Genomic DNA, 13,707 nt, shown 5'->3' with positions numbered 1-13,707 from the left:
TTGTATCGCCAGCATCGCTATCAATTTGCGATGCAATATTGCGCTGGAAACCGGCCATTTGTGCGGCAACTGGCGCTAATCCACCGATCCGGCTCGCGCATTTTCTTTTCTTAATCTTGCGCTTACCTTTTTGGCCGTCTGGACAAAATGATTGACGAGCGTACTGTTTCTGCCCTCTTTCCATGAAATATTCAGCTCTGCGTAAGGCGTATCAATGCCGGTTACGTTGCGGTAAACCACACCATGGTTATTATTTTGCGATACCGACAGCGGCAGAAGCGACAGCCCCATCCCTGCACCAATCAGGCTGAGCATGGCATGTAATTGATTGACTTCCTGAACCACTTTCGGTGACATGCCATGACGGGAAAATATTTCATTCCAGTTGCTAAATATATATTTTGCTTTGGCTTTCGAGGTAAAAAGAAACTTCTGCTGGATTAATGCCCGAATATGAACCTCGTCCTGCCCGGCCAGCTCATGATCTTTATGCATTGCCACCACATAAGGCTCCCTGAGCAGCGTGGCGGTGTGCAACCATTCAGCCTTGTACAGAGGCCGCAGCAGGCCGATATCGATTTGATCATTGAGCAATGCGCTGTATTGCTCATCAGATGTCATCTCGTGTAATACCAGCTCAACGTCAGGAAATAGCTTACGAAAATGCATAACTATCGGTGAAAGAAGGCTAAATGGGGCGGCATCAACATAGGCAACGGCAATTTTACCCAACTGCCCTTTGGCGGCGCGCCGTGCCGTTTCTGAAGCCTGTTTAATATCATCAATGACCTTTTGGGCATCAGGTAAGAACACATGCCCACATTCCGATAAGCGCACACTGCGCTTGGTGCGTTCAAAAAGCGCAATCCCCAGTTCCTTCTCCAGCCTGGCAATTTGCTGACTCAGGGCGGACTGCGTCAGGTTCAGACGCTTCGCTGCACGACTGAATTGCAGCTCCTCTGCCAGCACGACAAATGACGTTAAACTTTTTTGATCCATAAATGTGACCTGGTTGTTATTAAAGCAGCAATAATAAGTAACATTAATTTTTAGAATCATTTTTATTACATATGATGTTTATTAACAAGATTTTTCCGGGATTAACCACCTTCGCAGGCAATAAAATTCACAACCATTTAATTTTAAAGGTAAAAAAATGAGTGATAACACTGAAAAATCTGCCAGCGAACGCGCTTTTCGCCCTCATGTGCTGTTCATCTGCGTCGATCAATGGCCTGGCCACCTGTTTGGCTTTGCCGGCAACCAAAGCATTGAGACACCGACGATTGATAACCTGGCCCACTCTGGCGTCCATTTTCCTAATGCCTATTCAGAGTGCCCGATATGTATCCCGGCGCGCAGAACGCTGATGACCGGCACGGCACCAAAAACCCACGGGGATCGCATATTTCAACCTTCGCTACCGATGCCGCCGGATATGCCAACCCTGGCCAGTACCTTTGTTAAAGCGGGTTATCAAACCTCGGCAACAGGAAAACTTCATGTTTATCCTACGCGTGACCGTATTGGCTTCGAAGAGACATTCATCGCAGAAGAGGGACGCAGCCATTTAGGCGGGGTGGATGATTATGAAATATACCTGGCGGAAAAAGGACAGGCTGGTCAGCAGTTTATGCATGGGATGAGCAATAACGAATACAGCTGGCGCACCTGGCATCTGCCAGAAAATCTGCATGTAACAAACTGGATAACGCAAACCGCCGCAAAAAACATCCGGCGCCGGGACCCCACGCGGCCCTCTTTCTGGTACGTATCTTATACTCAGCCGCATCCTCCAATTGTCCCGCTGACCAGCTATTTTGAACGCTATCGCACGCGCACGGTGGGAAAACCGCTGGAAAGCGAGTGGTCCAACGCTGAGGATCTCCCTTACGCTCTGGCACTTAACCAGCGATTAAAACAGCCGTTACCGCCGGAACAATATGACGATATGCGACGGGCCTTTTATGCCCAATGTACCCATATCGATCATCAGATCCGCCTGCTGATTGGCTCATTGCGCGAAGAAGGTGTCCTTGATGACACCATCATCGTCTTTACCAGCGATCATGGCGATATGCTTGGCGATCACGGCATGTATGCCAAACGCTACTTTTATCAGGGCTCTGCGCAAATTCCGCTGATCCTGGTGGATTATGCGCGTTCAAAACGCCTCCAGCCCGGCAGCACAGATCAGCGGCTGGTCGGTTTGCAGGACATTATGCCGACGCTGCTGACGATGTGCGATATCGCGGTCCCTGAAAGTTGTGACGGTATTTCAATGGTCGGTGAACAGCGGCGAAATGCGCTGTACGGGGAAAGTTTAGAAGGCGTTCAGGCCTCAAGAATGCTGACCGACGGACGCTTTAAGCTTATCTGGTACCCCGCAGGAAATCACTTCCAGCTCTTTGATTTACAAAGCGATCCTGGCGAAATGAAAAATCTCAATACCCATCAAGACTTTCAGGAGGTGCTCAGTCGGCTTAAACAACTGCTTATGCAGGAACTCTATGGCAGCGATCTGGAATGGATCAACAACGGGACATTCGTAGGGTGTGAAGCACCTGAACTGACCACGCCGGTTAATCGGGGCCTTTCTGGTCAGCGCGGCATTCATTTTCCACCACTGGCAACATCGTCCGATCCCGGACAGGTCGTTGGCTTCGGCTAAAATAAAAAAGGTAGAACATCATGTCACATGAAACCTCGTTGGCCTCTGAGAACAGATCATCGACCAATGCACAACCCGAAAACGAAGTAACGAAGAAAACATTCAACAAAATTGCTTTAAGGTTATTGCCGTTTTTAGTGTTGTGTTATTTCGCCGCGTTTCTTGACCGGGTTAACGTCGGCTTTGCGGCGTTGACCATGCGCGAAGATATCGGCTTATCGGCAACCGCCTTTGGGCTGGGTAGCGGTATTTTCTTTATTAGTTATTTTATTTTTGAAGTACCAAGCAATCTTATCTTAGCGCGCGTTGGCGCCCGCCGCTGGATTGCACGCATTATGATAACCTGGGGAATACTTTCCGCCTGTACGGCTTTTGTCTGGGATGCCAATTCGTTTCTGGCGCTGCGCTTTCTTTTAGGCGCAGCAGAAGCCGGGTTTTATCCGGGAATTCTCTATTATTTAACCCAATGGTTTCCTAATAAACGCCGGGCACAAATAATTGGCTTGCTGCTGTTATCCAATCCGCTGGCGACAATAATTGGCGGGCCGGTTTCCGGGCTGATTCTTACCGGAGGCGCCCATCATGGGCTTGAAGGATGGCAATGGTTATTTGTTATTGAGGCGCTACCGGCTGTTGTTCTGGGCATCCTCGTGCTCTTCCGTCTGCCGGAAAAAATAGAGGACGTGAAGTGGCTAACCTCGCAGGAAAAACAGGCGGCACGTGATGCGCTTAATGTCGACCTGAAGCAGCGTGAAAACCACTCCCGCGTTCAGGTATCGCGCATCTTTTTCCATCCCATCGTATTAAGCCTGGCGCTGATCTTTCTGGGAATTTCAATGACCAACGCCACGGTCAATTTCTGGCTGCCGCAGTTGATTAAAAGCGCCGGATTCTCGTTTATTGCCACCGGTTTTCTTTCTGTGATCCCTTATATTGCAGCGGTGATAGCACTATTATGGTGGGGAAAACGCTCCGATCGCCACAATGAACGTGTCTTCCATACTATCGCGCCGCTGATTCTGGCGATTGCGGGAGTGACGCTCACCGCTTTCAGCAAAGGGGCATTATTGAACATCGTCGGGTTAACGATGGCATCTGCGGGATTGTTTGCGGTTTTACCCGTCTTCTGGTCAGTGCCGCCGCTGTTTATGGTGGGACCGGCAGCGGCCGGCGGTATTGCCGTTATCAACTCCATTGGAAATCTGGGCGGCTTTTTTGGCCCTACGGCAATGGGCTATGTCAAAGACCTGACCGGTGATTTTGGTACCGGATTAGTTGTGAACATCATCATGCTCTCCATCAGTCTGTTAACCATGCTGGTATTTGCTGCAAAAACCGGGCTGAGAAAAAGAAACGATGCCTGAGCCACGCGCTAATATTTAATGATACCCGGACGCGATAACATAAAATCTTATCGCGTCTGATTTATTGCAGTCATAGATATCCGCACCACGTGACAGATTTCCCTCCATAAATATCCCCTGATGCCAGCTGTTCAGATTTTCAATCTGATTAGCGGATAACAATCAATTCAACAGAAAGTAAACTGTGAGACACCCTCCAAACTTGTCACAACCTCGATAATTGCGCCTTACCGAATTATGCATATGCACACCAACTATCTAATTGATAATAAATGAAATAATTTGGAACCCAGATCTGATAACGACCAATAATTAGGCAGCTGCACAATGACAAGTTTCCGCTTCAACCTTAACTTTAGGAGCGCTGTGGTACCTAACTTCAACACAAAGGGATCGCTATGAACGGTCATGAAAATAAAGCGGTAAGGAGTGCTAATCGCAAATTCTTTGCCCGCACTATTCCGATGCTGGTGCTGATGTTGATTATTAACCAAATTGACCGCACGAATATCGGATTTATCAAACACAGTCTTGAAACAGACGTGGGAATCAGCACTGCCGCATTTGGCTTCGGCGCAGGGCTGTTTTTCATTGGCTACGCGCTGTTTGAAGTCCCCAGCAATATGTTGATGGATAAATACGGTGCGCGCGTCTGGTTAACACGCATTATGATCACCTGGGGCGCGGTGGTTTTAGCCATGGGCTTTGTCACCACCCCGATGCAATTCTACATCCTGCGGTTTTTACTCGGCGTTGCCGAAGCCGGATTCTTTCCGGGGATCCTGTTCTATTTTCGGAAATGGGTACCCAATGTTTACCGCGGACGCGCTACCGCGCTGATCCTTACGGGGTCGGCAGCCGCCTATCTGCTCTCGGGGCCGGTAACCGGCGGCCTGCTGGAACTTCATGACTTCATGGGATTACCAGGCTGGCAGTGGGTACTGTTTATTGAAGGGGCGCTATCGATACTGGTTGGCATTGTCGCGGCTTTCATACTGGTATCCAGGCCCGAGGAAGCCAAATGGCTGAGCACAGAAGAAAAGCAGGCGCTAAGTTTGGCATTGCAGGAGGAAGCCAGTTCGCGCGATCTGCATAGCGGCGAAAAATCGCGTTGGAAGCTGATCACCGACGGCAAAATGGCTTACCTTTGCTTCCTGTTCTTTGTTATGTGCATGACCGGTTACACCCTGGTGTTCTGGCAACCGGAAATTATCGGTCGGATTCAGGGCCTATCGCCATTTCAAATCGGCCTGCTGAATTCAGTCCCCTGGATTTGCGCCATCATCTCTATCAATATCCTTGGGCGCGTCAGCGATCGTTTTCGCGGTAATCGTGAAACCATTTTGGCGCTGGCGCTGATTGTTGCTGCGCTAGGCACCTGTCTGTGTACCATCGACAATCCGTGGTTTGGTTTAGTGTCCCTGTGCATTGTCTGTATCGGTACAAAATCCAGCGCCGTGCTGTTCTGGCCAATACCGCAAAGTCAGCTGCCGACATCTATCGTCGCGCCGGGCATTGCGCTGATTAACTCATTGGGCAATCTGGGTGGCTTCTTTGCGCCGACGGTTTTTGGCGTGCTGCAGCAGACCACCGGCAGCACAACGGCAGGCCTGTATATACTCAGCGCCATTTCGGTTTTAGCCGCTATTACGCTGTTTTTTACCAAAACAACCCGTACACCTGGTCAGCCGGAGTATTCAGCCCCCGAGAGAACCAACGCTAAGCGCCACGTATGAAAAGCAAAGCGGACAGCCAATCAGACGACGGTTACAACGACACATGACTGGATGTTTACGCGGCTCTGCACGTACTTAAAGCCAGCGCCGGTGCTGGCAGGTTCACCGGCTTAAGCTGGCGTATTCGCTCAATAAATCACAAGGAGACTGGCAAAATGTATATTGGCACACAGGTTGAAGCCCGTGACGACGACGATTTTCGCGTATGGGCGCAGCTTGGGATCAAACATATTTGTGCCGACCCTAAAGGAGACCCGGCCAGCTGGTCGCTGGATGATATCTTGCGCCATCGGGAAAAAGTAGAAGGCTTCGGCCTGGTTCTGGACATGATACAGCTGCCGATGTCTTCACGTCCGATTGAAGATGCCCCCTATCCTGACATTTTACTGGCTGGCGCCAATCGCGACCGGCAGATCGATAAAGTCTGCCAGATGATTGAAAATATAGGCAAAGCAGGTATCCCGGCAGCAAAATATAATCTCAATCTGATCGGCATCCCTCGCACCGGAATGGAGCGCGGGCGCGGCGGTTCACTTAATGAAGCCTGGCGTTGGGAAAAGGCCGACCACAACGCCACCCCGGGACTTGCCGGTCAGCTTTCTGAGGATGAGAACTGGGAACGCATCGACTATTTTCTCGAACGGGTGATCCCGGTCGCGCAAAGCAGCGGCGTGCGCCTGGCCTGTCACCCTCACGATCCATACACACCTCCGGGCTATAAAGGCGTGACGCGCGTTCTGGGCACGGTCGAGGGGCTAAAGAAGTTTGTCACGATGCGTGAAAACCCCTATCACGGACTGAATTTCTGCCAGGGATCGATTGCCGAAATGCTGGATAATCCCCGCGAAGAAATCGATGATATTATTCGCTGGTTTGGCCGCCGGGAAAAAATATTCAACGTGCATTTCCGCAATATTCGCGGCGGAAAACTCTCCTTTATGGAAAGTTTCCCTGACGAAGGAGATATGGATATGGTGCAGTCATTAAAAGTCTACCGCGAGGTAGGCTATAAGTGGATGATTATGCCCGATCATGTGCCAACGATCGCTGGCCGCGATCCGGTCGGTGTCGCCTTCGGCTATTGCTATGGATATATTACCGCACTTCTGGAGGCAATGAAGTCGGGACAGTTATAATCCCGCAATCTTTTCAGCATAGAAATAAGCAGATTACGGCCGCTAACGGCGGCCACTCCGTTCAGGGGCGTTAATCAGGGAATAACACTGCGCCTGAAATCAGGCAATAATGAATTTATTCTGAAAGTCGTGGGGACGATATATCTGGGTATCGAGATGCGGATCGGTGATAATGTGATCAACCTGCTCTATCGCTGCGATGCTCATGACGCCTTCCTGGCCAAACTTGGTATGATCTGCGAGTATGACTTTCTTCTTACTCATGCGAATCATCGCTCTCGATACGTAAGCCTCATCAATATTTTTTACTTGTATCCCCCCTGCTTCGCTAATCCCACCGGCGCCCAGGAAGCAAATATCAGCCCGAATCCCCGTTATTTTTTCAATGACTGCGGCACCTAAGTTTGCCCGGAACTCAAGATTATATTCACCGCCAAGAACGTAAACCCTGGCGTAGGGATTATTTTGTTTGATTGCTTCAGCAATCAACGATGAATTAGTAAACACGGTCAGCGGGAGCGCTGGAATAAGCGCAGAAAATATCAGCGTAGTAGAGCAGGAATCAATAAATATAATATCGTTTGCAGAAATTAATGATATAGCAGCCTGACCAATTACCTCTTTAGCCGGACGCATTAATTTCATTCTTTCGGAGAAGTTATCCTCACGAAAAATTTGTTTTCTCAGCGCCCCGCCGTGTATTTTCGTTAGCAACCCTTCATCTGAAAGCTGCGAGAGATCGCGTCGGATGGTTTCTGAAGTGACATTGAGCTCTTCAGAAAGCCGAATCACAGTGACTTCCCCTGATTTTTTCAGGGCATCAAGTATGTAATTTTTCCTTAAAACTGGATTCATTCAGAGGGCTTCTCTCGTCGGGTTGCAACGCTCAGACGATACAATTTTGCTACCTTGAAAGCAACCGCTGAATAGCGTGCGCAACGCCGTGCCGATCGTGGTGCAAGGTTATCATATCAGCCCGATCTTTGAGCATCTGAACGGCATTATCCATTGCGATGGTGGTTCCTGCCGCTTTAAACATGGGCAGATCATTTTGCTGATCGCCAATAGCAACAACATCATCTGTCGCTAATTTAAGGTTGGCTTTAATACGTTCAATGGCGCTCCCTTTATCAATTGCTGAAGGCTGGATATCGATATAGTTCTCTCCTGTTGCCATACAGCTAAGCCCATCGGGTAATTGACGCGAAATAATTTGCTGGAAAAGTGGAATGCTGGATGCATCACCGCACACGGTGATTTTGTAGATATCCGAAGAGCTATAAATTTCTGCAAGCGGATAACAATTCAACGGTAAGTCAAAAGCGTTGGCTTCGTAGTGGGAATACGTGGATATTCCGCTGAGGTTTGAATGCTTAATTTCATTACGGGTAAAAAAATGGTGTGCATAGTGATTCAAATTGACCCCTGAATTTACATCGCAAACTTCTACAGAGGTCATCAGACGTTCAAAAACAATCTTATTTTCTTCATTATCAAAAAGTTGACAACCATTGAAACCGGCGATGTAACGCACAAGGTGAAGTACCTGCTGGTCAGCCAGCAGTCTGAACAGCGTCACTAAAGGACGGGCTGAGCAAACCGCAATGACGCCGTTAAATGTCCTGACAAAATCCTCCAGTCCCTGCCGATTCTCAGCAGAAATATGGCCAGCGGAATTCAGTAATGTTCCGTCCATATCAATTGCAATCAACTTCATAATGATTGATCTCCCAAGGGGGCCGCGGCCCCCGGACCGCAGGGCTAGTGCTGAATGAAGGGGAGAACGGCGTCTTTAGCCGCAGCCTGAACCATGTTATCGATAGCCGTACCCACCACCAGAATATTGACGCCGGTATCACGAAATGCCTGAGCATTGCGCAGATTAATGCCGCCTTCAGCCAGCGTAGGCACCTCAACGGCGTTAACCAGCGCATGCAGGCGATCTTTGATAATCTGCGGAATGTCGCCTGCCGCGACGCCTTCGTAACTCATCCCCGTCATCAGACCGATCATGTCTACGCCAATGTCCTGCATACGTTTTGCCACCTGGGCGACCTCTTCCGGCGTCCGCGCCGGCAGGCCGAAAGTGTGAAGATCATCAGGATGACCAATATAGGCATCCACGGTCAGACCATATTTATGGGCCAGCTCAACCAATGCCTTCAGATCGTCCCAATCAGACTTATGCGTATGCAGGCCGTCAGCGCCGGAACGGGCGATTTCCAGAATGTGTTCATCAGACAGCGGAACTGGCAGCGTCTCAGTAAAGCCGCCGGAGATACCAACGGTGATGAATACATCGTCGGCAACAACATTACGCACACCCTTGCAGGCTTCTGCCATTTGGCTATTCGAAATCTCATGGCGGATCTGCTCTGCGGCGTGCATGTTAGTTACGCCACGGTGACCGCGCGCCAGTGCCAACGCGGGGTGGTTGGGTTCCAGCAGCTTCACGCCCGCGTCACAAACCGCTTTTGCAAGACGCGCATCATCGCCAGTAATGCCGGTACTTAAAATTGTCTGACCGCCATGTAACGCAATGGCGTCTTTAACTTTCAAAATGGCTGCGGCGCGCTTTTTATTCATATCACCTTTAAACATAATTTACCTCTTTATGGCTGGTGAGTTATTTAATTGACTGAGTGACCTGTGGTGACGGCTGATTTTTAACGATGGCTTTGAAACGATTTGCAATAACGGTAGCGATACAGGTGAGAACCATGACTATTGCCATTACAATGCCCATCTTTAATGCATTATTTGACATAAACGGCGAGACAAAGGCAGGTACATAGGCCACGCCCATTACGTTAAAATAACCCAGTAACATGCCGCCTAAGCCTGAAAATATAATTGCCGAGATGAAGACAACTTTATTAGCAAACATAAAGGGATAAGCCGATTCGACAAAGGTGCCAAACCCAAGATTAATCAGCAGGCCTGGGGTGGCGACGGCAGCTTCGCTTCTTTCACGCGGCGCAATAATATTGGCAAGATTGATACCCGCAGCGACCATGACCAGACCAACCATATCTACGGCCCCCAGGAAACTGAAGCCTGACTTTTCCATCTCAAGCAGCACCAGCGGAAGAATAACCGCGTGATAAACCCCGGCAAGGATTGCAGGCCAGATAACCAAACCGGCGAGCAGACCCGCCAGAATAGGGCTGTAAGCAAGCGTCGCTGAAATGCCAAGCTTGATGTAATCACCGGCCATCAGCGCCAGCGGGCTGAGCAGGTAATGCATAATCAGGCCCGCAGCAAGTCCGGAAATTCCGCCGGCTACAATGTTGACGGTGGTCATCGGGAATCGCCAGTTCAGGCAAAGTTCGAACAGATAGCGAACAAAGATACCGGCGAGCAAGCCACCGATTATGCCGCCGATCAAGCCCCCTTCAACGGAGAGAACCCCGGCGACAATACCGGATACGATTGAAACTTCATCCAGTTCTGAAACCTGCTTTGCCGCCAGCACAGCGACCAGAACGGGGAGCCCTTTCAGTAAGATTTCAAAAATGTCGTTAAGCTTTTCGAGGCCCGGAATATGGCTGGCAGCCAGCACAATCGCCATCGCGATAAAGCCCGGTAATGCCGGGATCATGATGCTGCGGATATTAATGCGCTTAAATAAGCTTTTACCTGAACCTGAACCTGAACCTGAACCGGCCGCGCTTGCGCCGCCTAAATCAGGGCGATATTTCATACCCCAGTGTTTGGCCAGTGAGGCAACAAAAGACACCGCACGGGTGCGGCTGGTGGTGCCGGTGGTTCCCGACGTCGCAACAACTTTTGCGCCTGATGCCGCAATCATTGCCATTGAGGTGCCGCCAGTGCCTACGATCGGTACTTTCGTTTCAGCCGCCGCTCTGAACACCTCAATATTTGCGCGCCCTGGGTCGGCGCTCATCACAATCAACCCATCAATGTTGCCATTGCGGATATCTTCTGCAATTTTGGCGTCCGTATCCTTAACCGCTCCATTAACATCAGCTAATTTGCCGTGGTAAGTTCTTTTGGCTTTCGTTCCACGCCCTTCCGACAGGGTATAAACACCCGCAGCGGTAGTCGGCCTGGCATTATCCATAGAAGCGTCAGCGGCAATGAACTGAACGGCGCTCACTTCAAACCCCGCTGACTCACACTGAGCATAGATTTCGCCCAGTAGCTTCTCCGGGTCGGCGCCGCCGAGGTTATAAAGATTTCCTCCACTGCTACCAATAATGGCTATTTTTTTCATAAAAACCTCACAGATAAGATGTTGTTCTGATACTGCTTGTTTTGTGTTTTGGAGATAATCACAACCAAAACAAATAAAATCAACAAAAAATATTTATTTTAAAATTAATCAACGCACAATAATTTAGATTTTAATTCCAACCAAATAACTAAAACAAAAATAAAAAACCAATAAAATATCAATTGCATAATATTTATATCAAAAAACAACCAAATATTGTTTTATGTTGTTTTTAGTTGTTTTGTGATTTTGATCATGCGCCAGCCATCGCTATTTACCCCGCTAACGCGTTGAACCCCGCCCTTCTCCCAAGGCGAAAAATATTTAGATCAAAAAACGATCAACATCACATTAATGTTTTCGCAACATATCTACCATTGGTATTACCACTCAAGACCACTAACGAAAAACCATGGATATCAGGCGAGAAAAAGCGGAAAGCAGCAGCGGCTATGACCGGATTGTGAAATTTTTGCGGGAGCAGTTGCTTAACGGTGAGTTAAAAGCCGGCGACAGCCTGCTGCCGGAGCGCGAACTGTCAGCCAGGCTCGGGGTTAGCCGACCGGTACTACGCGAAGCCCTGCGGGCGCTGGCGATGATCGGCGCCGTAGAGATCCGCCACGGCGTCGGCACGGTGGTCACCAAACCCGACGTTTCGATGCTCGGCGAGTTCTTTACCTTCGTACTGGCCCACCAGCCAAACGTGGTTGATGACGTGATGCAAGCGCGTATCGCCATTGAACGTCAGGCGGTGCGCCTTGCCTGTCAGCGAGCGACGCAGAGCGATTACGATCGTCTCGCTGCCTGCATCAGCGATATTGTTGACACCATTCATACCCCCGAATCCGGCGGCATCGCCGACTTCCGCTTCCATGAAACTATGGTTAACGCCTCAGGCTCGCCAACGCTGATCAATATTTACCAATCGATCAGCGTGCTGATGCGTCGCTCCCATCTCGACAGGCGCGAGCAAATCATTCAGGTGGAAGGTATTGAAGAATTTCTCATCGATCATCACCGCGCCATCTTTGCCGCTATCGTCGAACGCGACGAAGAGCGAGCGGACGAACTGCTGGGACGCCATTTTGAAATTGGCGCTGATTTTCGTCGTCGCGCCACCATCCGCATGCTTGGCGCATCGCCTTTAGCTAACAACAACCCTTCATAAGGAAAAACAGATGCAGATAGTCATTGGTAGCGACCACGCCGGATTTCATCTCAAGCAGGAATTATCAAGCTTTCTACAGCAGTCCGGCTATCAGGTTGAGGACGTTGGCAGCCACGATCCGGCACCGGTGGATTTTCCGGATATCGCCTGGGCCCTGTGCGAAAAAGTTCGCGCTACTGACGGGCTACGCGGCATCCTGGTCTGCGGTACCGGCGTCGGGGCGGTTATCGCCTCTAACAAGGTGAAAGGCATCCGCGCCGCCGTCTGCCATGACGTACATTCCGCCCATCAGGCCGTTGAGCATGATGACGTTAACGTGATGTGTATAGGCGCCCAGATCGTGGGTCCCTGGCTGGCGCGCGATCTAATCGAAGCGTTCCTGCAGGCGGAGTTTGTTGAAGAGGATGATTTCATTCGTCGCGTGGAAAAACTGTCCCAGCTTGAGCAACGTAATTAATTATACCAGGGGAATAACAATGAATAACCAGACTTCCGCCGTGGTCGGCTTTCTTGGTCTCGGCGTCATGGGGCGCGAGATGGCGCGCAACCTTGCTCAGGCAGGCTTTACCGTTCGCGCATTTGACATCGTGCCTGGCGCCGGCGACGCTCTGCGCCCGTTCGGCGTGGAGATCGTCGATGATATCCCTGCCGCGGTAAGCGATGCCGATATCGTTATCTCCATGCTGCCGGATACGCCGCAGGTTGATGACATCGTACAGGGTCCGGATGGGTTGCTGGCCAATCCGCCGCGAGGAAAACTGTATGTCGATATGAGTACCATCGCGCCTGAAGCGACGCGCAGGCTAAGTCAGCAGCTGGCCGCCGTCGGCGTTACCATGCTCGATGCGCCGGTCTCCGGCGGCCCGGTCGGCGCGAAAAACGCCACCCTGACGATAATGGTCGGCGGCGAAGCCGATGGATTTGCCCGGGCAAACCCCTTTCTGCGCGCGATGGGTACCACCCTCAATCACGTCGGCGCATCCGGCGCCGGCCAGACGGTGAAACTGTGTAATCAGCTTATCTGCGGCATCAATATTCAGGCAATTTGCGAAGCGCTGGCGCTGGCCCGCGCCTGGGGCATTGACCTGGCGCAAATGCGCGAAGTGCTGCTGGGTGGTTCAGCCGCGTCCTGGATGCTGGACAAACTCGGTGTCGCCATGATCGAAGGTGACGCTTCCGCTGGGTTCCGTATCGACCTGATGATGAAAGATCTGCGGCTGGTACTGGAAGCAGCGCAGAAACATCCGGTTCCCCTGCCGGCCACTGCCCTGGTGGCGACGCAATATCAAAACGCGCAGGCGTACGGCGAAGGCGCAAACGGTAATCAGGCACTGTTTAAAGTTTATGACCGTCTTACCGGCCAGCAAACCGCAGCGACCAATTAACCGGAGTACA

General features: G+C 50.5%; 12 protein-coding genes. 7 read left to right on the top strand and 5 right to left on the bottom strand.

Annotated elements, in window-relative coordinates; genetic code table 11:
• Positions 1 to 75 precede the first annotated feature (75 nt).
• Complete coding sequence (locus BTJ39_RS03115) at positions 76 to 999, bottom strand: LysR family transcriptional regulator (protein WP_176110183.1); 924 nt, start codon at positions 997 to 999, stop codon at positions 76 to 78.
• Positions 1,000 to 1,156: 157 nt separating this feature from the next.
• Between BTJ39_RS03115 and BTJ39_RS03110 the strand changes: the two genes are divergently transcribed.
• The 4 genes from BTJ39_RS03110 to BTJ39_RS03095 all read left to right on the top strand — a co-directional run bounded on the left by BTJ39_RS03110 (position 1,157) and on the right by BTJ39_RS03095 (position 6,907).
• Entirely contained in the window at positions 1,157 to 2,671 is a 1,515-nt protein-coding gene (locus BTJ39_RS03110; protein ID WP_078001190.1) for a sulfatase-like hydrolase/transferase, read from the top strand.
• A gap of 20 nt (positions 2,672 to 2,691) precedes the next feature.
• Complete coding sequence (locus BTJ39_RS03105) at positions 2,692 to 4,035, top strand: MFS transporter (protein WP_078001189.1); 1,344 nt, start codon at positions 2,692 to 2,694, stop codon at positions 4,033 to 4,035.
• A gap of 398 nt (positions 4,036 to 4,433) precedes the next feature.
• Positions 4,434 to 5,771 carry an MFS transporter gene (locus BTJ39_RS03100; RefSeq protein WP_078001188.1) on the top strand — a complete coding sequence of 446 codons (1,338 nt, stop codon included), beginning with the start codon at positions 4,434 to 4,436 and terminating at the stop codon, positions 5,769 to 5,771.
• Between the two features lie 155 nt (positions 5,772 to 5,926).
• A complete protein-coding gene (locus BTJ39_RS03095; protein ID WP_078001187.1) occupies positions 5,927 to 6,907 on the top strand; it encodes a mannonate dehydratase in 981 nt (326 codons plus the stop codon).
• A gap of 99 nt (positions 6,908 to 7,006) precedes the next feature.
• On the opposite strand, the gene BTJ39_RS03090 is transcribed toward BTJ39_RS03095, so the two are convergent.
• From BTJ39_RS03090 to BTJ39_RS03075, 4 genes are read right to left on the bottom strand one after another with little or no spacing between them, the layout of a single operon-like run.
• Positions 7,007 to 7,762 carry a DeoR/GlpR family DNA-binding transcription regulator gene (locus tag BTJ39_RS03090; protein ID WP_078001186.1) on the bottom strand — a complete coding sequence of 252 codons (756 nt, stop codon included), beginning with the start codon at positions 7,760 to 7,762 and terminating at the stop codon, positions 7,007 to 7,009.
• A 49-nt stretch (positions 7,763 to 7,811) separates the two neighbouring features.
• Positions 7,812 to 8,624 (bottom strand): Cof-type HAD-IIB family hydrolase, encoded by an 813-nt coding sequence (locus tag BTJ39_RS03085; RefSeq protein WP_078001185.1) that lies wholly within the window; start codon positions 8,622 to 8,624, stop codon positions 7,812 to 7,814.
• Between the two features lie 44 nt (positions 8,625 to 8,668).
• The gene (locus tag BTJ39_RS03080) at positions 8,669 to 9,508 is read right to left on the bottom strand and encodes a beta/alpha barrel domain-containing protein (RefSeq protein WP_078001184.1); all 840 of its coding nucleotides are present in this window, start codon (positions 9,506 to 9,508) and stop codon (positions 8,669 to 8,671) included.
• Between the two features lie 25 nt (positions 9,509 to 9,533).
• The gene (locus BTJ39_RS03075; RefSeq protein ID WP_078001183.1) at positions 9,534 to 11,144 is read right to left on the bottom strand and encodes a PTS sugar transporter; all 1,611 of its coding nucleotides are present in this window, start codon (positions 11,142 to 11,144) and stop codon (positions 9,534 to 9,536) included.
• A gap of 412 nt (positions 11,145 to 11,556) precedes the next feature.
• Here BTJ39_RS03075 and BTJ39_RS03070 point away from each other — a divergent pair, with 412 nt between their 5' ends.
• Genes BTJ39_RS03070 through BTJ39_RS03060 form a run of 3 tightly spaced genes read left to right on the top strand, consistent with a single transcriptional unit; the run spans position 11,557 to position 13,697 of the window.
• The gene (locus BTJ39_RS03070; protein ID WP_078001182.1) at positions 11,557 to 12,312 is read left to right on the top strand and encodes a FadR/GntR family transcriptional regulator; all 756 of its coding nucleotides are present in this window, start codon (positions 11,557 to 11,559) and stop codon (positions 12,310 to 12,312) included.
• A gap of 10 nt (positions 12,313 to 12,322) precedes the next feature.
• Positions 12,323 to 12,769, top strand: a complete 447-nt coding sequence (gene rpiB, locus BTJ39_RS03065; RefSeq protein ID WP_078001181.1) for a ribose 5-phosphate isomerase B — start codon at positions 12,323 to 12,325, stop codon at positions 12,767 to 12,769.
• Positions 12,770 to 12,788: 19 nt separating this feature from the next.
• The gene (locus tag BTJ39_RS03060; RefSeq protein WP_078001180.1) at positions 12,789 to 13,697 is read left to right on the top strand and encodes an NAD(P)-dependent oxidoreductase; all 909 of its coding nucleotides are present in this window, start codon (positions 12,789 to 12,791) and stop codon (positions 13,695 to 13,697) included.
• The last annotated feature ends 10 nt before the right edge of the window (positions 13,698 to 13,707 follow it).

It is taken from the genome of Izhakiella australiensis (genome assembly GCF_002006995.1).
Classification (GTDB): Bacteria; Pseudomonadota; Gammaproteobacteria; order Enterobacterales; family Enterobacteriaceae; genus Izhakiella; species Izhakiella australiensis.
Note: the sequence above shows the minus strand (reverse complement) of the source record. Positions and strands in the feature narration are given on the sequence as shown.